This is a genomic window from Microbacterium sp. NPDC079356, assembly GCF_049545465.1.
Taxonomy (GTDB): Bacteria; Actinomycetota; Actinomycetes; order Actinomycetales; family Microbacteriaceae; genus Microbacterium; species Microbacterium gawkjiense.
Genome location: NZ_JBMWDN010000002.1, coordinates 540072 through 558336 on the forward strand (window position 1 = coordinate 540072; position 18265 = coordinate 558336).

The window sequence follows — 18265 nt, forward strand, 5'->3', positions numbered from 1 at the left end:
ACTCCGTCCCGGATTCGTGCATCGAGCGGTGACTCCTACTCAGCGGCTGGGGTCGCGGAGTAGGAGTTACCTGCGACTTCGGGCAGGAGCAGTGCTTCGGCGATGCGCTCGCGGGTGACAGGCACATAGACACCGTCGATGGGGGCTCCTCCCCCGAGAAGAGCGATGAGTGCCTGCCGCTTGGACTCATCCAACTCGAACTCGCCAGGCTCGAGGGCACGGTTGGCGAGTGCGGCGACCTCCTCGGTAGTGAGTTGCGACATTGCCGCTTCGAGCCCCGCCCGATCCTCATCATCAACGATCCTGTGACTCTGCAGCGTGCGCAGCTCGTCGGCGACGACGGCAGCGGCAAGGAGCATAGTGATGAACCGGCCGCGCGCCTCCTCGCTGCTCATCGTGGCGCGCATGTCTCCGACCGCCTCCGCGATTTCGGTGGAGAACGACTCGACGGTGATCGCCGTCACAGGGACCTGCTCCACTTCAGGCGCCGCGTCATCGTGGCGCCTGCTCGAGAGGCGCAACCTTGTCGCGACGGTCGGGATGACGCGGTCCATCCACCAGGCCTTGAGCGTTGAGCGCTTGTTGTACACGACGACAGCGGTGGCGGCGACAGCAATACCGATGACTACACCGAGGGTGATCCCGAGCGCGAGCTTGGAATCGACCCCGTCAGTCTTGCCAACCTCGATGCGGTCCGCGACGTCCTCGACGAGTTTCTCGGGATCAATCTTCCGCAAGATCGCTGCGCCATCGACGACATTGGTGGCGTCGTTGAGGAGCACCGCAGCCTTGTCGCCGACCGAGATCGCGGAGTCTGCGAGATGTGTACCGTCTTTGATCAACACCTCGAAAACGCCGGCACTGTTGTAGGTCACGGTTGCCGCCTTTCGTTTCCCGCAGTCTAGAGATCGCAGCCGACATCGGTGACCCTGACTCCGTCGGCGTCTGAGCCACCCTGTACGGTCAGGTGCCATGGGTCACTTGCCTCCGAAGACGATCGCCGAAACGCTACGCGGGATTCAAGCGAACGAGCTGGTCCTCCCCGCGATCCAACGCGAGTACGTGTGGAAGCCGTCGCAGGTCCTCAGGCTCTTCGACTCGATCCTGCGGGGATATCCGATCGGCAGCTTCCTCGCCTGGCGAATCGATCCGGAGACGGTCGAGCGGTTCAAGTTCTACGGGTTCCTGAAGGACTACTCGCAGTTCGACAAGCGGCACAATCCTGACCTCGACCTGATCAGCCGGCAGGTGATCGCCGTGTTGGACGGCCAGCAGCGGCTGACCTCGCTGAACATCGGTCTCCGAGGCTCGTACGCCGTGCGTGAGAAGTACGCGCGCTACAACTCTGCGCGCGGCTACCCGACGCGGCGCCTGTACCTGAACGTCCTGAGCGAGGCCGCCCCGAATGACGCGGGCCTCCGGTACGACTTCCGCCTGCTCACCGACGAACAGGTACGCGACTCCGCCGAGGATCGCGCGTACCACTGGTTCCCGGTGACCAAAGTCTTCGAGGCGCCGAGCGCAATCCAGCTCATGCGCGACCTCGCGCAGGCAGAGCTGGGCAACAACGACTTCGCGATCGACGTGCTGGGGCAGCTGCACCACGAGGTGCACTCGAACCAGAGTCTGCACATGTACGAGGAGAGCGATCAGGACGTGGAACGCGTTCTCGACATCTTCATCCGAGTGAACTCCGGTGGGACGGTCCTCTCCTACAGTGACCTGCTGCTGTCGATCGCGACAGCGCAGTGGAAGGAGCGCGACGCGCGTGACGCGATCCACGGTCTCGTCGATGCTCTCAACCAGACCGGAGCCGGGTTCAGCTTCAGCCAGGACGTCGTCCTCAAGGCCGGGCTCATGCTGGCCGGTATCAACGACATCGCGTTCAAGGTGAAGAACTTCAACTCCGAGAACATGGCCACGCTCGATCGGGAGTGGGACAGCATCGGAGACTCCCTGAAGCTCGCCGTCGCCCTGCTGAGCGACTTCGGATTGTCCGACGCGACCCTTTCCGCGAAGAGTGTGATCATCCCGGTCGCCTACTACCTCCACTCCCGCGGGGTGGATGACTCGTACCGCACCGCGGTCGTCCACGCCCCGGATCGTGCGTTGCTGCGATCGTGGGTGTTGCGTTCGCTGATCGTCCGCGGCGTCTGGGGATCGGGGTTGGACACCCTTCTGCGCGACCTTCGCACGGTGATCGACACGCACGGCGGCACGGCGTTCCCCATGGTCGAGCTCGAGCGGACCATGGCGCTGCGTGGAAAGTCGCTGGCGGTGACGGACGAGCTCATCGACGACGTCCTGGAGTTGTCGTACGGCGGCGCACGCACCTTCGCCGTTCTGGCGATGCTCTTCGACCACGTCGACACGCGGAATCAGTTCCACGTCGATCACGTATTCCCCCAGGCCCTCCTCGACCCGAAGCGGCTCCGGACACAGGGATTCACGCGAGACGACATCGACGAGCTCGCGCGCCTACGGGATCGCCTGGCGAACTTGCAACTCCTTCCAGGTCCCGAGAACATCGACAAGTCAGCGACCGCGCCGCACGAGTGGGCCGCGAAGGCGTATGCGACCTCGGACGCGATGCGCAGCTACCTCACGCTCAACGAACTGACCGCCCTCCCGCGCGATGCCCACGATTTCGCCGATTTCTTCGAAGCGCGTCGGGCGGCGCTCGCCGATCGGATCCGTCGCATGCTGTCCTCGACGATCGGCGAGACGCAGCCAATCAAGGCGGAAGAAGACGAGTATGACGGCACGGAGCTCGACGCCGCTCTCGAGGACTGAGCCCATCCGCCACGCATCTCCCCCCTTCACCATCGGCGCCGTCGGCCATGTAGACCGACGGCGCCGAGTTTCACGAGGAGCGGGTTCCCACTCGTCGTGGATCTGATCTCTCGCCGCTCAGCGTGTTCTTCTGAGCGGGGTGATGTTGGGGATCCTGCGTTCGGCGGCCTTGCGCTGCTGGTGGTCCCGCTTCGCCTGGTAGATCTCCTCGAGAATCGCATCGTCACAGATGTGAGCCTCGCGCATGCGCTCGATGTGAGCGAGAACGCCTTCGTTGAGCCCTTCCGACGCCGCGAGGTCGGCGAGAGCCTCCGCAGGTGTTGAGCCTGATCCGAATCGACTGCAGGCGACCGACTGGGCGACCCATGTGTCACCGTCGGGGACGAGGCGGATGGGGATGTTGGGATTGAAGGGTTCGATTCCTGGTGGGCGCATTGCTTTCCTTCCGGTGGTTACACAATCTGACTTTGGGTGAAAGCGCTGTGCGGCATTCGCGCCGACGCAGCGCGGCGGTGCTCGGTGGAGGCCATAGAACTGCTCAATGCGAGCCTCGCCGGAGCGCGAACCGGCCTCAGGACCAATCACTTCTTCCCAGGGCGGCCGCCCGCGTCCTGTCGAGCGCCTCGGCAACCTCGTGGAGGTCGTCCTCGAACAGGTCCGTGTAGACGTCGAGGGTCATGCTCGCCGAGGCGTGGCCGAGCATGCGCTGCACGACCTTCACGTTGGCGCCGGCACTGACCGCGAGCGACGCGGCGGTATGCCGGAGGTCGTGCGGGGTGACGCGCGGCATCACCGACGAGGTCTCTTCGCCGCGCTCCTCAGCGGCCGCGTTGGCCTCGATCTCCTCACGCCGCACCCGCTTGACGGCGCTGGCGAACCAGCCCGACACCGCGTTGCCCTGAGAGAGATAGCCACCGAGCTCGGCCGGCCACAGCAGACCGTCCGTTGTCTTGCCTTTGCATGCACGAGCGAGCGCGGCGTCCAGGAAGGCGGGGTACGGAACGGAGCGGTTCTCGTGGGGCTTCGGGCTGCCAACCTGGACGTGGCCGTTCACCTTGACGGCGTTCTCCTCGATCCACAGTCGGCGCCGCTTGCGATCACCTTCCTCGCGTACCGCGACCAGCTCAGCACCCAACTCGCGCAAGCCGAGACGGCAGCCGCGCATCAAGCTCAGGGAGTCCGGCTCTGGGAGCGCGTGGCGCAGGCAGATAACGAGAGCGCGCTGCGCGTGGGCCAGCTAGCCCAGCTCCGGAAGGAACGGAAGGAACAGGCCAACCGTCCCGACCGGGACAGCGTCGTTCGCGCCATCTCGGATCGGTTCGTCAGGGTTCTCCGCGACTTCGATTACCCAAAGCTCAGCGATGCCTGGCTCGACGCCAAGCTGATACCGACCGTGCGCGGCAGCAGCTATACGAAGGCCAGCAGCGGAGGTCTGACGCTGATCACCCTCGCTTGGGTGTTCGCTCTATGGGAGGTCGCGTACGAGCTGGGCGCGCTTACTTCCGGCCTGCTCATCATCGACAGCCCTCAGAAGAACCTCGGCCACGCTGCTCGCCCCGGCGATAGCGAGTTCGCGGACGCGCGGCTCGTGAACAACATCTATGAACATGTCGAGCAGTGGCTTACTGCGTCCGGAGCCGGAGCGCAAATCACCTTCGTAGACAACAGCCCCCCTGTCACCGTGGACGAGCACGTAGTTATCCGATTCTCTGGGCGCGCGGAACAACCGCCATTCGGCCTGATCGACGATGCGACCACATAGTCAAGGGTTGGAACACGCGGCGCTGCCGGTGACCGCTGTCCCGTTGAACTCTGCTGTCCCCCGCCGCAGATAGGATTCGGGCGATGTCACCGAACGAACACGAGCGCCTGGCGGCGGAGCAGCGGGCACGCGTGCTGATCGACCGCCAGCTCGAAGCCGCGGGCTGGAAGGTGCAGGACCGAAAAGCGCTCAACCTGTTCGCCGCTGCCGGGGTCGCGGTTCGCGAGGTCATCATGAAGCCCGGACACGGCCGGGTCGACTACCTCCTGTACGTCGACAAAGCGGTCGTCGGCGTCATCGAAGCAAAGCCGGTTGGCACGCCTCTCTCGGGCGTCGAGTGGCAGTCCGCGATGTACGCGGTCGGACTTCCCGACGATGTACGCAAGCGGGCTCTCGACCCGGAAGGACGGCTGCCGTTCGTCTTCGAGGCGTCCGGCACCGAGACGCACTTTACCAACGGCTTCGACCCGGCCCCGCGCGCGCGGCGTATCTTCCACTTCCCGAAGCCTGAGACTCTCAGTCGCACGATCCGCGCGGCCAGCGAACACCCCGACGAAGCACCCACCTGGCGCGGCCGGGTGAACAGTCTGCCGGCACTCGACGAGACACACCTGCGCCCCGCGCAGATCGACGCCGTCAAGGGGGTCGAGCGCAGCCTGCGCGAGCAGCGCTTCGGTCGTTCGCTCGTGCAGATGGCGACCGGCGCCGGCAAGACGTACACGGCGGTCACCGAGGCATACCGGCTGCTGAAGTGGGGCGGGTTCAGCCGAGTGCTGTTCCTCGTCGACCGCAACAACCTCGCGGATCAGACCCTCGGCGAGTTCCAGAACTACCGCACGCCTGACGACGGTCGCCGATTCACCGAGCTCTACAACGTGGCCAAGCTCACACGCGGCGGGATGCCCGACTCGACGAAGGTCGCGATTTCGACGATTCAGCGGGTCTTCAAGGCGATCAAGAACGAGGACGTTCCAGAGGGCGATGATCCGGGCCTCGACGACTTCACTCCAGAGACACCGGTCGAGGTCGCGTACAACCCCGACCTCCCGCCGGAGGCCTTCGATCTCGTGATCGTTGATGAGGCGCATCGGAGCATCTACGGCGTGTGGCGGGGCGTGCTCGAGTACTTCGACGCCCACGTCGTCGGTCTCACCGCGACGCCCGGCAAGCAGACGTTCGGGTTCTTCCAGCAGAACCTTGTCTCGGAGTACACGTACGCCGAGTCGGTGGCCGATGGTGTGAACGTCGACTTCGACATCTACCGGATCAAGACCGAGATCACCGAGAACGGCTCGACGATCGAGGCGGGCACGTTCGTGCCGAAGGTCAATCGCGATACGCGTGAGGTGAAGATCGAGAAGCTCGACGCCGACCTCGACTACACGAAGAGCCAACTCGACCGTGCGGTGACGGCGAAGCACCAGATCCGCCTCGTGCTCGAGACCTTCCGTGATCGGCTGTTCACGGAGATCTTCCCCAGCCGTCGCACCGTGCCGAAGACCCTGATCTTCGCGAAGGACGACAACCACGCCGAAGAGATCGTGCAGACGGTGCGCGAGGTCTTCGGCAAGGGCAACGACTTCGCCGCGAAGATCACCTACAGCGCGAAGGATCCGAAGGGGCACCTGAAGGCGTTCCGCACCAGCCCCAGCCTGCGCATCGCTGTCACCGTCGACATGATCGCCACCGGCACCGACGTGAAGCCGCTCGAGTGCGTGCTGTTCATGCGAGACGTGCGGTCGGCCCAGTACTTCGAGCAGATGAAGGGTCGCGGCGCGCGCACGATCGATCCGGCGACGTTCCGAGCCGTCACCGACGACGCCGAGGCGAAGACCCGCTTTGTATTGGTGGATGCGATTGGTGTCACCGAGCATGACTTCGTCGAGCCGCCGCTCAACCGCGACCGCTCCATCAGCCTCAAGAAGTTGCTCGACAAGGCCGCGACGCTCAACCTCACTGAGGACGAGACTGCCACGCTGGCGAACCGTCTCGCGGCACTCGAGCAGCAGGTGACTCCGGCCGAACGCGCCGAACTGGATGCCGTCGCCGGACAGTCGCTCCGCGCCGTTGTCCGGGCCCTCGTTGACGCGGTGAACCCCGACACGCAGGCCGCGGCGATCGCCGCCGAGCCGACACGAGAGCCGGCCGACGTGATCCAAGATCTGCTCGATGCGGCGATCGAGCCGCTCGCCGCGAACCCCGAGCTGCGCACGCGCATCATCGAGTTGCGCCGCGCACACGATCAGGTGATCGACGAGGTCAGCCGCGACTCGCTCGTCGACGCGTACGGTGTCGTCGACCCGGGTGCGGCACGAGAGACCATCGAGTCGTGGAAGGCCTACCTCGCCGAACACCGCGACGAGATCAGCGCGATCCAGTTGATGTTCGACGCCAAGGGACGCGGCATCGCGTTCGGGGATGTGAAGGAACTCGCCGAACGGATCAAGCGCCCACCGCACAACTGGACAGTCGACTACATCTGGAGCGCATACCTCTCGCTGGGCGTCGAGTATCGCGGCCGTGCCGAGACGCGCGACCGGCACACCGCGACCGACCTGATCTCGCTGCTGCGCTATGAGACCGGCATCGACGACGCCTTGGTCCCTTACGCCGACCTTGTCGAGTCGCGCTACGCGAACTGGCTCGCCCGGCAGGAACAGTCAGGAGCCTCATTCAGTGAGCGTCAGCGCTGGTGGCTGGACAAGATGATGCAGATCATCGCGGCGTCGGCGGGCATCACCGCCGACGACCTCGACAACGCACCGTTCGACGAACGAGGCGGCGTTGACGGCGCGCTCCGCGACCTCGGCGACGCCGCGGGCGACCTGCTGGAAGAGCTGAACCGGGAGCTGACCGCGTGAGCTGGGAGCGACACCCTATCGGAGACCTCCTGCAGCGCCAGTCGAACAAGCGCGTCATCCAGCAAGGCTGGAGCCCTAAGTGCCATGCGCATCCGGCAGCGCCTGGGGAGTGGGGCGTGTTGAAGACCACCGCCATCCAGGCGGGAAGGTTCGAGCCTGAGCACAACAAGGCGCTGCCGGACACGCTTGGTCCGAGATCGAACATCGAGGTGAAAGCCGGCGATCTGCTCATCACCTGCGCCGGCCCACGCTCGCGCTGCGGAATTCCGGCGCTCGTTCGGCACACACCCGAGCGCCTGATGATGTCCGGGAAGATGTATCGCCTCCGTCCCGAGGAGCGCATCGACGCCCGCTTTCTCGAGATGTATCTGTTGAGCCCGGACGCGCAGAAGCGTATCGACGAGATGAAAACCGGAATCTCCGATAGCGGCCTCAATCTGACTCATGACCGTTTCGTGCAGCTCCCGGTCCCGGTCCCGCCACTCGAGGAGCAGCTCAGCATTGTCGCCATCCTCGAGGACCACCTGTCCAGGCTCGACGCCGCAGACGCCTATCTCGGCGCCGCTGAGCGCCGGGTCGCGGCGTGGCAGTCTGCTGCCAGCGCGGATGAACTCTGGCATGGTGACCCGCCGATGGTGGCCGTCGGACGTCTGCTCCGCGAGCCGATGCGAAACGGGCGCTCGGACCGGGCAGCTAAAGGCGCCGCGGGCGGCACTCGAACATTGACCCTAACCGCGGTCACGCGGAACAGCTTCACGGACCAGTTCACCAAGGAGACGGTCACGCCTGCATCGGTCGCTCAGGGGCTATGGCTCGAGCCCGGCGACATATTCGTGCAGCGGGCGAATACGCCCGAACTCGTTGGGACGGCGGCGCGCTTTGACGGCCCTCGGAACTGGGCGATCTTCCCGGACCTGCTGATCAGAGTGCGCCCAGACGAATCGCTCGTCGACGGACGCTATCTGGTTGCCGCCCTTCGTGCTGAGCGAGTACACCGCGCGCTTCGCACGCGCGCAAAGGGGCTGGCGGGCTCGATGCCCAAGATCGATCAGCGCGCTGTCGCCGAAACGATGGTGCCCGTCCCGGATGCCGCCCGCCAGCGCGAGGCTGTCGGTCGTCTCGTCGAGATCGATGCGGCAGCTGCCGCCGCGATTGATCAGCTCCGCATCCAGCGACGCCGATCGGCTGCGCTCCGTAACTCGCTTCTGAACGCTGCGTTCGCGGGCGAGCTCACTGGTTCGACGACCCGTCCTGGTCGAGGAGGCCTCAATGACTGACGCACGCCGTCTCGTCGACAAGCTCGATTCGTTCCGCAACCTTCTCCGTGATGACGGCGTCGGAGTGCTCGACTACATCGAGCAACTCACATACCTGCTGTTCTTGAAAATGGCGCATGAGCGGGCCATGCGGAAGCTCCGTCCTCAGCAGATCGTGCCCGACGAGTATTCGTGGCAGCAGCTGCTCGACGCCGAAGGCGCTCAGCTCGAGTTCGAGTACACACGGATCCTCGTCGGCCTCGCGCAGCAGCCCGGCACACTCGGCGTGATCTTCCGGAAGGCACAGAACCGCATCCAGGACCCCGCGAAGCTCAAACGACTCATCGTCGACCTGATCGACCGCGAGCAGTGGTCCGCGTCGGGCACTGACCTCAAAGGCGACGCCTACGAGCAGCTGCTGGCCAAGGGTGCGTCCGACAAGGGATCCGGCGCCGGCCAGTACTTCACGCCGCGCGACCTGATCCAGGCGATCGTCGACGTGATCCAGCCCTCGCCGGATGACACCGTGCTCGACCCGGCCTGCGGTACCGCAGGATTCCTGCTAGTCGCTCACGACTACGCCTCGCGCGCGGCCGAGCACCTCACGCCGACCCAGCGCGATCATCTGCGCGACGGGTTCGCGCACGGGACGGAACTCGTAGACGGGACAGCGCGCCTCGCCGCGATGAACCTGCTGCTGCACGGCATCGGCACGCCACAGGGCGATTCGCTGATCGACGTGCGCGATGCGCTGATCGCCGACACGGGCGAGCGGTACTCGGTCGTGCTCTCCAACCCGCCTTTCGGCAGGAAGTCGTCGCTGACCATGGTCGGCGCGGACGGGCGCGAAGCGCGCGAGGACACGGAGATCGAGCGCGCCGACTTCGTTGCGACGACGTCGAACAAGCAACTCAACTTCGTGCAGCACATCATGACCGTTCTCGACATCAACGGCCGCGCGGCCGTCGTGCTGCCCGACAACGTGCTGTTCGAGGGTGGCGCAGGCGAGGTGCTGCGCCGCAAGCTGCTCGACGACTTCGACCTGCACACGATGCTCCGACTGCCCACCGGCATCTTCTACGCCCAGGGCGTGAAGGCCAACGTGCTGTTCTTCGACAAAAAGCCCGCCAGCGAGACACCGTGGACGCGCAAGCTCTGGGTCTACGACCTGCGCACAAACATGCACTTCACGCTCAAGCAGAACCCGCTCCGCCGTGCGCACCTCGAGGAGTTCGTCGCAACGTTCCGCCCCGGCGCACCCCGGAGCGAGCGCGTCGAGGCGGCCGAGGGTGGCCGCTGGAAGTCGTTCACGTACGAGGAATTGATCGCACGCGACAAGGTGAACCTCGACATCACCTGGTTGCGCGACGACTCGCTTGATGACCTCGACAGCCTGCCGGCGCCCGAGGTTATCGCCCGCGAGATCGTGGAGGATCTCGCCGCAGCTCTCGCGGAGTTCGAAGCCGTCGCGATGGCGCTCGAAGGGACAGCTGCGGGCAACGAGGCCTGAACTCGCGGTACGCCGCGTTCGGGCTAGCTATCCCGCCAGGAGCACCGGCGCGGGACCCCACTCGTAGGAGGTCCGGTTATGCCAACGCTCCACGTTGTGGATAGCTTGTGGGCGAGTCTGTGGATAACTACACCCATGTAATTCAGCTTCACTGCACAAGTTGCCCAATACCGGCTCTAAACGGCCACAGGAGGCGCACAGGCGCGCGTTTCGGCGCCGAAATAGGTCCGAACACCCGGATGGGACTCTGATTCCTGTATGCCCGTTTGTCGGGCTCCAGCGATAGACTGCCCAGAGACCAGAGAGCCCCGATCGGCAGCCAGTCGAGTCGGAACTCTCAGTCAGCAGATCGGGGCCGTGTGTCTTGGTAGGACAACTCGACTCTAGAGGCTACGTGGCCTCTCACCAAGATTGGCTGAACGCCAATCTTGGGCGGATCTGCTTCATCCTGCATCGGAATGGAGCGCATCATGGCGAAGTCGTCGTCACGGTCGTCCACGCCCTCGAAGGCAGCCCTCAGCAAGGCGGGACGCGTCCTCGCGTCCTCGTCTTCGAGCAAGGTCGCCAAGTCGAAGGCTGGCTCGACGCTCGGCAAGGGCTGAGTAGCACGAGGGTCGCCGGCGATTCGTCGGCGACCCTCGTTGCCAGTACTTCGCGTGAAGACGGCGAGCCCTTGGGCGCGTTTCGTCCGCTGCATGATCGCTCCACGTGGGCGAGAAAGCAGTTTCCCACCATGGCAAGTTCGTTCAAGTTCAATGAGCACGAGTTCAAGCGCCTCATCGAGACGCAGGTTCAAGCCGGCATCGACAAGATCGCTCAGGACTACACCCGGGCGTTCGATCGTCTCCGGCAGACGCACGCCGGCCGCCCCATCGCTGAGATCAAGCTCGAGCTGCAGCGCATCGTGCGCGGCAACGATGGCAGCATCGCCGATCCTGAGCTGACCGAGTGGGCTCAGGCCATCGCGGACGGCACGAAGATCACCTTCAAGACGGACAAGATCCGCCTGTAGGCCGACCGCACTGACGGGCGGTTCCCGCGGGGAACCGCTGGCGGATGAGGTCCTGCCGTGCGTAGCGGTCAGCGTGTTGCGCCGCAAACAGGTGTGTCGCGTCAGAGCTTCCACTCACGGGATGATTCGCCCGACACCCGCTCGGAAGCTGGACGGCTTACCTCGACGCGCGTATGTGGCGATCTCCCGCGCGCGAATCGCACTGTCACGCTTCTCACGCCACCGCGGATCCGCTCCTGCCGGCGCCGTCAGCGCCGGAGTCGTTACCGGTGACTCTTCGTGCTTGCCCATGAGAAACCTCCCAGTCCTGTCACGCAAATTACAGCCTGTACCACCGACACGGAACCCGATCGTGCACGAGCGGCCCGCAAGCCCGGGAATCAACACCGCCCGCGCGATGCCGAGCACCGAGCACCGAGCACCGAGCACCGAGCACCGAGCACCGAGCACCGAGCACCGAGCACGAAGTGTTACCAGGATGTTCCCACCACCCCGTCGCGCAGACATGACGAAACCCCCGCGATCCCTGTGTTTCCAAGGGTTCTGCGGGGGTTTCGGATGGCGGTGACGGTGGGATTTGAACCCACGGTAGGGGGTTACCCTACACAACTTTTCGAGAGTTGCACCTTCGGCCGCTCGGACACGTCACCGTCGTCCAGTTTACGACACGAGAGCGGATGCCGCGAACCGGCGCCTCCTCGCGCTTCGCCGAGGCGTCGCAGATGGTCGCTTCCCGTCCGCGATGGCGACCATCTGGGACGTCTCGGCGCTCCGGCGGACGGGTAGCGTCGGCGTGTGATCACCACGGGAGTCGACCTCGCGGCGCAGCCCGCGCGCACCGCCGTCGCGGTCGTCACCTGGCGCGTCGACGTGACCGGGTACAAGACGGATGCCGCGGCCCGCCTCACCGCGACGGCGAACCTCCTCGACGCGGCGCCGTGGCTCACCCTCTCCCCCGCGCAGCGCGCGCTGATGGAGGCCTCCGACGACGCGTTCGACGCCGTGGTCGCTGCGCTCATCTCCCGCGCACACGCGCTGCGCGCGACGCATCCCGTCCCACCCGCCCACACCGCCCAGGCCCGCCGCGAAGGCTGGATCGCCCTACCCGCGACCCCCCTCACCGACCTCGACCCGACGCGAACCGTCGCTTCGACCCCCGGGTGACGACCGTTCGCGTCGGCTCGGCAGCGGCGCGCGGGTCTACGGTGAGCCTGTGAGCGCATCGACGACCCCGCGGTTCGGCCTCATCGTCGCGATCGCCGCGCTCGCGTCCGCCGTCGCCTTCCTCGACGGCACGATCGTGAACGTCGCCCTGCCCGCGATCGGCGAGGAGCTCGGCGGCGGCCTGTCGACGCAGCAGTGGACGGTGGATGCCTACCTCCTCACCCTGAGCTCGCTCATCCTGTTCGCCGGTTCGGTGAGCGATGCGTTCGGCCGCGTGCTCGTCCTGCGCATCGGACTCATCGGGTTCGGCATCGCTTCGATCGGCGTCGGGCTCGCCCCCGACCCGATCGTCCTGATCATCGCGCGGGCGCTGCAGGGCGCGGCGGGGGCGTTCCTCGTGCCGAGTTCGCTCGCACTCATCACCTCCCTCTTGAACGGTCCCGCGCAGGCGCGGGCGATCGGTCAGTGGACGGCGTGGACGACCGCCGCGAACCTCGGGGGCCCCCTTCTGGGCGGACTCTTCGTCGACCTGCTGTCGTGGCGGTTCGCGTTCCTCGTGCAGATCATCCCGATCGCGATCACCTTCGTCCTGCTCGCCCGCCTCGGCCACATCGACCACCGCCGCGACGACGCACACCTCGACCTCGTGAGCGCGACCCTCTGCACCCTCGGACTCGGCGGGGTGGTCTTCGCCCTCATCGAACAGCCGAACCTCGGGTGGGGTCATCCGGCGATCTGGATGCCGCTGGTCGCCGGCATCGTCATGTTCGCCGCGTTCCTGCTGCGGCAGCGGACGGTGCGCTCGCCGATCCTCCCGCTCGACATCTTCCGCGTGCGGAACTTCTGGACCGGCAACCTGGCCACCCTCTTCATCTACGCCGCGCTCACGCTCAACGGGTTCGTCGTCGGCGTCTACCTGCAGCAGGGCGCGGGGCTCAGCGCCACCCTCGTCGGGCTCGCCAGCCTCCCCGTGACCGTCGCGCTCATCGCGCTGAGCTCGGTCGTCGGCGGCTGGACCAACCGTTTCGGGTCACGCCTGTTCATGGCCGTCGGCCCGCTCGTGATGGCGGTCGGCTCGCTGATGCTGCTCGCCGTCCGCGAGGACTTCGACTACGGGACGCAGGTGCTCCCCGGGCTCGTCGTGTTCGGCCTAGGGCTCGGCGTCACGGTGTCGCCGCTGACCTCGACGATCCTCGGCGCGATCGGGGGCGAGCGCTCGGGCATCGCCTCGGCGACGAACAACGCCGTCTCCCGCATCGCGGGACTCGTCGTCATCGCGATCCTCGCCGTGATCATCGGCGGATCGCTCGACCTCGACGGGTTCCACCGGGCGGCGTGGGTCACCGCGGTCCTCATGGCCGCGGGTGCGGCGGTCTCGTTCCTCGGCATCCGCCGGCCTGCGGCGACCGAGGCGCAGCCCGCCTGATTTCTCCGGCCCGATCCGAGACGCCGGCATCCGCCGGCTGCCACACTGGCGGTATGAGCGTCATCGAGAACTCGAAACTCACCGTCGTCGGCGCGGGAGCCGTGGGGTCGAGCGTCGCCTACGCGGCCCTCATCCGCGGGTCGGCCCGCCACGTCGCCCTGTACGACATCGCCGCCGAGAAGGTCGAGGCCGAGGTGCTCGACCTCGCCCACGGCGCGCAGTTCACCGGCTCGAGCGACATCTCCGGCGGGGCCGACATCTCGGTCGCCGCGGGTTCCCACGTCGTCGTCATCACCGCCGGCGCCAAGCAGAACCCCGGGCAGACCCGCATTGAGCTCGCCGGTGTCAACGCCGGCATCCTGCGACGGATGCTGCCGCAGCTGCTGGAGGTCGCGCCGAACGCCGTCTACGTCATCGTCACCAACCCGTGCGACGTGCTCACCGTCATCGGTCAGGAGGTCACGGGCCTTCCGCCCGAGCGGATCTTCGCCTCGGGCACCGTCCTCGACACGTCGCGCCTGCGGTGGAAGCTCGCGCAGCGCGCGGGGGTGTCGACCTCCAGCGTGCACGCCTACATCGTCGGTGAGCACGGCGACACCGAGTTCCCGCACTGGTCGCGGGCGACGATCGGCACCGTCCCGATCCTCGACTGGCAGCCGCCCGACGGCCAGCCCGCGTTCACGACCGAGGAGCTGGACGCCATCGCGGTCGACGTGCGCGACGCCGCCTACAAGGTCATCCAGGGCAAGGGAGCGACCAACTACGCGATCGGTCTGTCGAGCGCGCGGATCGTGGAGGCCATCCTCGGCGACCAGCACGTGGTGATGCCGGTCTCGACGGTGCTGAGCGACTTCCAGGGGGTCGACGGCGTCGCGCTCTCGGTGCCATCGGTCGTCAGCAGCGCGGGCGCCCGGCCCATCCTCGAGACCTCGTTCTCGGCCGATGAGCTGGCGCTGTTCCACCGCTCGGCGGAGGCGCTGCGGACCGTCGCGACGTCGCTGCGCTGAGCGGGGTCACGCCTGCCGGCGATGTCGGATGCCGCGGCTAGCCTGTCGTCATGGCTTCACGACGTCCCGCCCCGACCGCCGCCTTCCGGTGCACGGAGTGCGGATGGACCACCGCGAAGTGGGTCGGCCGGTGCGGCGAGTGCCAGCAGTGGGGCACGGTCGTCGAGGCCGCCACGCAGACCGGGATCACGGCATCCGTCACCCCCGTGATGCCCACGCGCAGCGCGCGGCCGATCACGCAGATCGACACGCGGGAGACCCCCCGCCGCACCAGCGGCGTCGGCGAGTTCGACCGGGTGCTCGGCGGCGGCATCGTCCCCGGCGCCGCGATCCTGCTCTCGGGCGAGCCGGGTGTCGGCAAGTCGACCCTGCTGCTCGAGGTCGCCGCCCAGAGCGCCCGCGCCGGCCGTCGCGTCCTCTACGTCAGCGCCGAGGAGTCGCTCAGCCAGGTGCGCCTGCGCGCCGAGCGCACCGGAGCGCTGCACGACGAGCTGTACCTCGCGAGCGAGACCGACCTCGCCACGACGCTCGGGCACGTCGACGACGTCCGTCCCGACCTGCTCATCGTCGACTCCGTGCAGACGGTGTCGTCGGGCCTCATCGACGGCGCCGCCGGGCAGCCGAGCCAGGTGCGCGAAGTGGCATCCACCCTCATCCGCGTCGCGAAGGAGCGCGACCTGCCCGTCGTGCTGGTCGGCCACGTGACCAAGGACGGTCAGGTCGCGGGACCCCGCATCCTCGAGCACCTCGTCGACGTCGTCTGCCACTTCGAGGGTGACCGGCAGACGTCGCTGCGGTTCGTGCGGGCGCTCAAGAACCGCTTCGGCGCCACCGACGAGGTGGGCTGTTTCGACATGGCGGGCGACGGCATCGCCGAGGTGCCCGATCCCAGCGCACTCTTCCTCAGCAACCGCCCCAGCGAACCCGGCACATGCGTGACCGTCGCCCTCGAAGGGCGCCGCGCGCTGCCGGTCGAGGTGCAGGCGCTCACGCTCCACACGTCGGCACCCAACCCGCGCCGCATCGTGAGCGGCGTCGACGGCGCGCGGGTCGCGATGGTGCTCGCCGTCCTCGAGAAGCGGGCCGGCATCAAGCTGTCCGACCAGGACGTCTACGTCTCGACCGTGGGCGGGGTGCGGTTGACCGAGCCCGCCGCCGATCTCGCCATCGCGCTCGCGATCGCGAGCGCCGCCACCGAGCGCCCGAACCCCGAGAAGTTCGCGGCGATCGGCGAGCTCAGCCTGTCGGGCGAGATCCGCCGCGTCACGCAGCACGACCAGCGCCGGTCCGAGGCCACCCGCCTCGGGTACCGGGCGGTCATCGACGCCGGCGCGGGCACGCTGCGCGACGCCCTGGCTCAGCGGGCGCGCCACCACCGCCCACGATCGGACGACCGCCCCGACTTCTGACGTCGGTCAGGCCTCGAGCGCGGCGGTCAGGCCTCGAGCGCGGCGATCACGTCCGCGGGAGCGGCCTGCATGGGGTGCGGCCCGGCGATGTCGAAGAACACCGTCGTGATCTGCTCGCCGTGGGTGCCGAGGAACGCGCGCAGCCACGCCGGGGACTGCAGCCCGACCTCCGGCGGCAGGGATGCCGGCTTGTTCGCCGCGTCACTGAACAGCAGCAGCGCGACGTCGCCCGTGGCGGGGTCGCGGTAGGTCCAGACCTCCCCCGCGTCGCGGGGATCGTCGCGCGCACCGGGGCGCAGGAGCGGCACGACCGTCGGTCCGTGCCGCAGTGCGAACGCCAGCGCCGCCATGTCCTGCGTCTGGAGCGCATCGGCGAGCTGCGTGTTGCGGAACTCGAGCGGCTTCTTCTCGCGCTTCTTCCCGGCCATCCCCCCAGCCTACGGCGGCGCGGGCCGGCCCGGCGAGACGTCAAAGGGCCCCCTCGAACTCCCCATTGGGGACTGGAGAAGTCGAGAGGGCCCAGCACTCACCGGCGGCGGGGGGGGATCCGATCGCCACACCCCTGGGGGGTCGGTGTGGCTCCGTTGCTGGGGACAACGGGGAAAGCCGCCGGGAGCTGCCCCCAGGGTACGCGGCGAGCGCGAGGCGGCGACAGGGTCCCACCCCGCGAGATCATGAGAATCCTCTCAGAATCTCCTCCGCGCGCGGGGCCGGAGCGGGTCAGCGGATCGTGAACGAGGCGGGTTCGACAGAGCCGATCCCGCCGATCGAGACCGCGAGGTTGTACCACCCGGGCAGCGCCTTCTGCCGGTCGCCGTCGCAGGTGTCGACGGACGAACGGGTGCGGTCCCACACGATCGGCGCCGCGCTCGTGACGGTCTGACCGGCATCCAAGGTGACGACCTGGTCGCTCGGCTCGGTCTGGCAGTCCGTCGACCGCCACCAGGTGTCGCTGCCGCTCGTGATCTCGAACGTCTGCGCCGCGGTCCCCACGTTGATCAGGCACGGCAGGGCGGTGTCGTTGACGAGGCGGATCGACAGCTGCGGCAGCTCCCCCGTCCCGTAGGAGCTCTTGTCGACGACGGCGCTGACCGTGACGTCGCCGGTCGTGCACGGGGCGGCCGCGGGTTCGCCGTCGGGCTTCGCCCCGGTGTCACCGTCCGCCGACGAGGTGACGCGCGGCGTCGGCGTCCCTGACGCGGCGGCGGAACCGCTCGGCGTCGGCGGGGAGCCGGCGACCGGAGAAGTGGAGGTCGGGGAAGCGGATGCCGGGGCCCCGGCCGTCGGCTGCGGCGCGGCATCCGCCCACGCCCGCCAGGGCTGCCACGCGACCACCGCGACGATGCCGCCCACGATCACGAGGGCCAGCAGCACGACGGCGAGCCGACGACGCCGGTACACGGCGGGTGTCGGCTTGCGGCGGCGGGTCGGGCTGGTCACGGATCCAGGGTACGCACGGGTCCCCGGCCCGCCCGCCCGGCGCGCCTACAACTGCTTGAGCATGCGGGTGTTGCCCAGGGTGTTGGGCTTGACGTGCGCGAGGTCGAGGAACTCGGCGACACCCTCGTCGGGGCTGCGCAGCAGCTGCGAATAGACGTCGGGGTCGACCACCTGTTCACCGATCTCGGCGAAGCCGCGCCGCGAGAAGAACGGCACCTCGAAGGTGAGGCAGAACAGCCGGCTGAGTCCCAGCGCGCGGGCGTTGTCTTCGAGCAGGTCGACGACCGCACCGCCGACGCCCCGATGCAGCCAGTCGTCGGCGACGATCAGCGTGCGGATCTCGCCGAGGTCCTCCCACATGACGTGCAGGGCGCCGCAGCCGACGAGCCGGTCGCCGGCCTCGGCGACGACGAACTCCTGCACGGTCTCGTACAGCGTGACCCGCTCTTTGCCCAGCAGGATGCGGCGCTGCACCCACGGCTCGAGCAGTTCCTGGATGCGGGGGACGTCCGACGTCCGCGCGGGTCGCACGGTGAAGGTGGCGTCCGATCCCGTCATGCCTTCCACTGTATTCGCCCGGCACCGGCGGGAACGCGCGGATCGACCGCGCCGCGTGCCCCTACGC

16 protein-coding genes and 1 tRNA gene are annotated in these 18265 nt (G+C 67.5%); 10 read left to right on the top strand and 7 right to left on the bottom strand.

Annotated features, from left to right (window positions below; genetic code table 11):
- Nucleotides 1-35 precede the first annotated feature (35 nt).
- Nucleotides 36-875, bottom strand: coding sequence for a hypothetical protein (locus ACPEH0_RS07375; RefSeq protein WP_366213612.1), 840 nt, complete (start codon nucleotides 873-875; stop codon nucleotides 36-38).
- 97 nt (nucleotides 876-972) lie between these two features.
- Here ACPEH0_RS07375 and ACPEH0_RS07380 point away from each other — a divergent pair, with 97 nt between their 5' ends.
- Nucleotides 973-2793: a DUF262 domain-containing protein gene (locus tag ACPEH0_RS07380; RefSeq protein WP_366213611.1), complete on the top strand. Its 1821-nt coding sequence runs from the start codon at nucleotides 973-975 to the stop codon at nucleotides 2791-2793.
- Nucleotides 2794-2910: 117 nt separating this feature from the next.
- Here the strand turns inward: ACPEH0_RS07380 and ACPEH0_RS07385 are convergent, their stop codons facing one another.
- Both ACPEH0_RS07385 and ACPEH0_RS07390 read right to left on the bottom strand, forming a co-directional pair.
- Nucleotides 2911-3228, bottom strand: coding sequence for a hypothetical protein (locus tag ACPEH0_RS07385; protein ID WP_366213610.1), 318 nt, complete (start codon nucleotides 3226-3228; stop codon nucleotides 2911-2913).
- Between the two features lie 136 nt (nucleotides 3229-3364).
- On the bottom strand, nucleotides 3365-3847 hold the full coding sequence (locus ACPEH0_RS07390) for a tyrosine-type recombinase/integrase (RefSeq protein WP_366213609.1): 483 nt from the start codon (nucleotides 3845-3847) through the stop codon (nucleotides 3365-3367).
- Here ACPEH0_RS07390 and ACPEH0_RS07395 point away from each other — a divergent pair.
- From ACPEH0_RS07395 to ACPEH0_RS07415, 5 genes are all read left to right on the top strand, one after another.
- The gene (locus ACPEH0_RS07395) at nucleotides 3836-4555 is read left to right on the top strand and encodes a hypothetical protein (RefSeq protein ID WP_366213607.1); all 720 of its coding nucleotides are present in this window, start codon (nucleotides 3836-3838) and stop codon (nucleotides 4553-4555) included. The genes ACPEH0_RS07390 and ACPEH0_RS07395 overlap by 12 nt on opposite strands.
- Nucleotides 4556-4638: 83 nt before the next feature.
- Nucleotides 4639-7416, top strand: coding sequence for a DEAD/DEAH box helicase family protein (locus tag ACPEH0_RS07400; protein WP_366213606.1), 2778 nt, complete (start codon nucleotides 4639-4641; stop codon nucleotides 7414-7416).
- A gap of 116 nt (nucleotides 7417-7532) precedes the next feature.
- Complete coding sequence (locus tag ACPEH0_RS07405; protein ID WP_366213605.1) at nucleotides 7533-8693, top strand: restriction endonuclease subunit S; 1161 nt, start codon at nucleotides 7533-7535, stop codon at nucleotides 8691-8693.
- Nucleotides 8686-10182, top strand: coding sequence for a class I SAM-dependent DNA methyltransferase (locus ACPEH0_RS07410; RefSeq protein ID WP_366213604.1), 1497 nt, complete (start codon nucleotides 8686-8688; stop codon nucleotides 10180-10182). The genes ACPEH0_RS07405 and ACPEH0_RS07410 overlap by 8 nt, the downstream gene beginning before the upstream one ends.
- 394 nt (nucleotides 10183-10576) lie before the next feature.
- Nucleotides 10577-11194 carry a hypothetical protein gene (locus ACPEH0_RS07415; RefSeq protein ID WP_366213603.1) on the top strand — a complete coding sequence of 206 codons (618 nt, stop codon included), beginning with the start codon at nucleotides 10577-10579 and terminating at the stop codon, nucleotides 11192-11194.
- Nucleotides 11195-11753: 559 nt separating this feature from the next.
- Here the strand turns inward: ACPEH0_RS07415 and ACPEH0_RS07420 are convergent.
- Nucleotides 11754-11844 (bottom strand) — tRNA-Ser (locus tag ACPEH0_RS07420).
- Between the two features lie 145 nt (nucleotides 11845-11989).
- Here ACPEH0_RS07420 and ACPEH0_RS07425 point away from each other — a divergent pair.
- The 4 genes from ACPEH0_RS07425 to radA are packed head-to-tail and all read left to right on the top strand — an operon-like array spanning nucleotide 11990 to nucleotide 16200.
- Nucleotides 11990-12358 carry a hypothetical protein gene (locus ACPEH0_RS07425; protein WP_366213602.1) on the top strand — a complete coding sequence of 123 codons (369 nt, stop codon included), beginning with the start codon at nucleotides 11990-11992 and terminating at the stop codon, nucleotides 12356-12358.
- 49 nt (nucleotides 12359-12407) lie between these two features.
- Nucleotides 12408-13784, top strand: a complete 1377-nt coding sequence (locus ACPEH0_RS07430) for an MFS transporter (RefSeq protein WP_366213601.1) — start codon at nucleotides 12408-12410, stop codon at nucleotides 13782-13784.
- Nucleotides 13785-13837: 53 nt separating this feature from the next.
- Nucleotides 13838-14791: an L-lactate dehydrogenase gene (locus ACPEH0_RS07435; RefSeq protein ID WP_366213600.1), complete on the top strand. Its 954-nt coding sequence runs from the start codon at nucleotides 13838-13840 to the stop codon at nucleotides 14789-14791.
- A gap of 50 nt (nucleotides 14792-14841) precedes the next feature.
- A complete protein-coding gene (gene radA / locus ACPEH0_RS07440) occupies nucleotides 14842-16200 on the top strand; it encodes a DNA repair protein RadA (RefSeq protein ID WP_366213599.1) in 1359 nt (452 codons plus the stop codon).
- 26 nt (nucleotides 16201-16226) lie between these two features.
- Here radA and ACPEH0_RS07445 read toward each other — a convergent pair whose 3' ends face one another.
- The 3 genes from ACPEH0_RS07445 to ACPEH0_RS07455 form a co-directional block, all read right to left on the bottom strand.
- Nucleotides 16227-16628, bottom strand: coding sequence for a dehydrogenase (locus ACPEH0_RS07445; protein ID WP_366213598.1), 402 nt, complete (start codon nucleotides 16626-16628; stop codon nucleotides 16227-16229).
- Nucleotides 16629-16920: 292 nt separating this feature from the next.
- Complete coding sequence (locus tag ACPEH0_RS07450; protein ID WP_366213597.1) at nucleotides 16921-17640, bottom strand: hypothetical protein; 720 nt, start codon at nucleotides 17638-17640, stop codon at nucleotides 16921-16923.
- A 45-nt stretch (nucleotides 17641-17685) separates the two neighbouring features.
- Nucleotides 17686-18198, bottom strand: a complete 513-nt coding sequence (locus ACPEH0_RS07455) for an amino-acid N-acetyltransferase (RefSeq protein ID WP_311285146.1) — start codon at nucleotides 18196-18198, stop codon at nucleotides 17686-17688.
- Between the last annotated feature and the right edge of the window lie 67 nt (nucleotides 18199-18265).

Bases quoted from the DNA above. Each gene is read 5' to 3' on its own strand.
- ACPEH0_RS07380 (WP_366213611.1), top strand. From the start codon at position 973: ATGGGTCACTTGCCTCCGAAGACGATCGCCGAAACGCTACGCGGGATT.
- ACPEH0_RS07385 (WP_366213610.1), bottom strand. From the start codon at position 3,228: ATGCGCCCACCAGGAATCGAACCCTTCAATCCCAACATCCCCATCCGC.
- ACPEH0_RS07400 (WP_366213606.1), top strand. From the start codon at position 4,639: ATGTCACCGAACGAACACGAGCGCCTGGCGGCGGAGCAGCGGGCACGC.
- ACPEH0_RS07410 (WP_366213604.1), top strand. From the start codon at position 8,686: ATGACTGACGCACGCCGTCTCGTCGACAAGCTCGATTCGTTCCGCAAC.
- ACPEH0_RS07435 (WP_366213600.1), top strand. From the start codon at position 13,838: ATGAGCGTCATCGAGAACTCGAAACTCACCGTCGTCGGCGCGGGAGCC.
- radA (WP_366213599.1), top strand. From the start codon at position 14,842: ATGGCTTCACGACGTCCCGCCCCGACCGCCGCCTTCCGGTGCACGGAG.
- ACPEH0_RS07445 (WP_366213598.1), bottom strand. From the start codon at position 16,628: ATGGCCGGGAAGAAGCGCGAGAAGAAGCCGCTCGAGTTCCGCAACACG.
- ACPEH0_RS07455 (WP_311285146.1), bottom strand. From the start codon at position 18,198: ATGACGGGATCGGACGCCACCTTCACCGTGCGACCCGCGCGGACGTCG.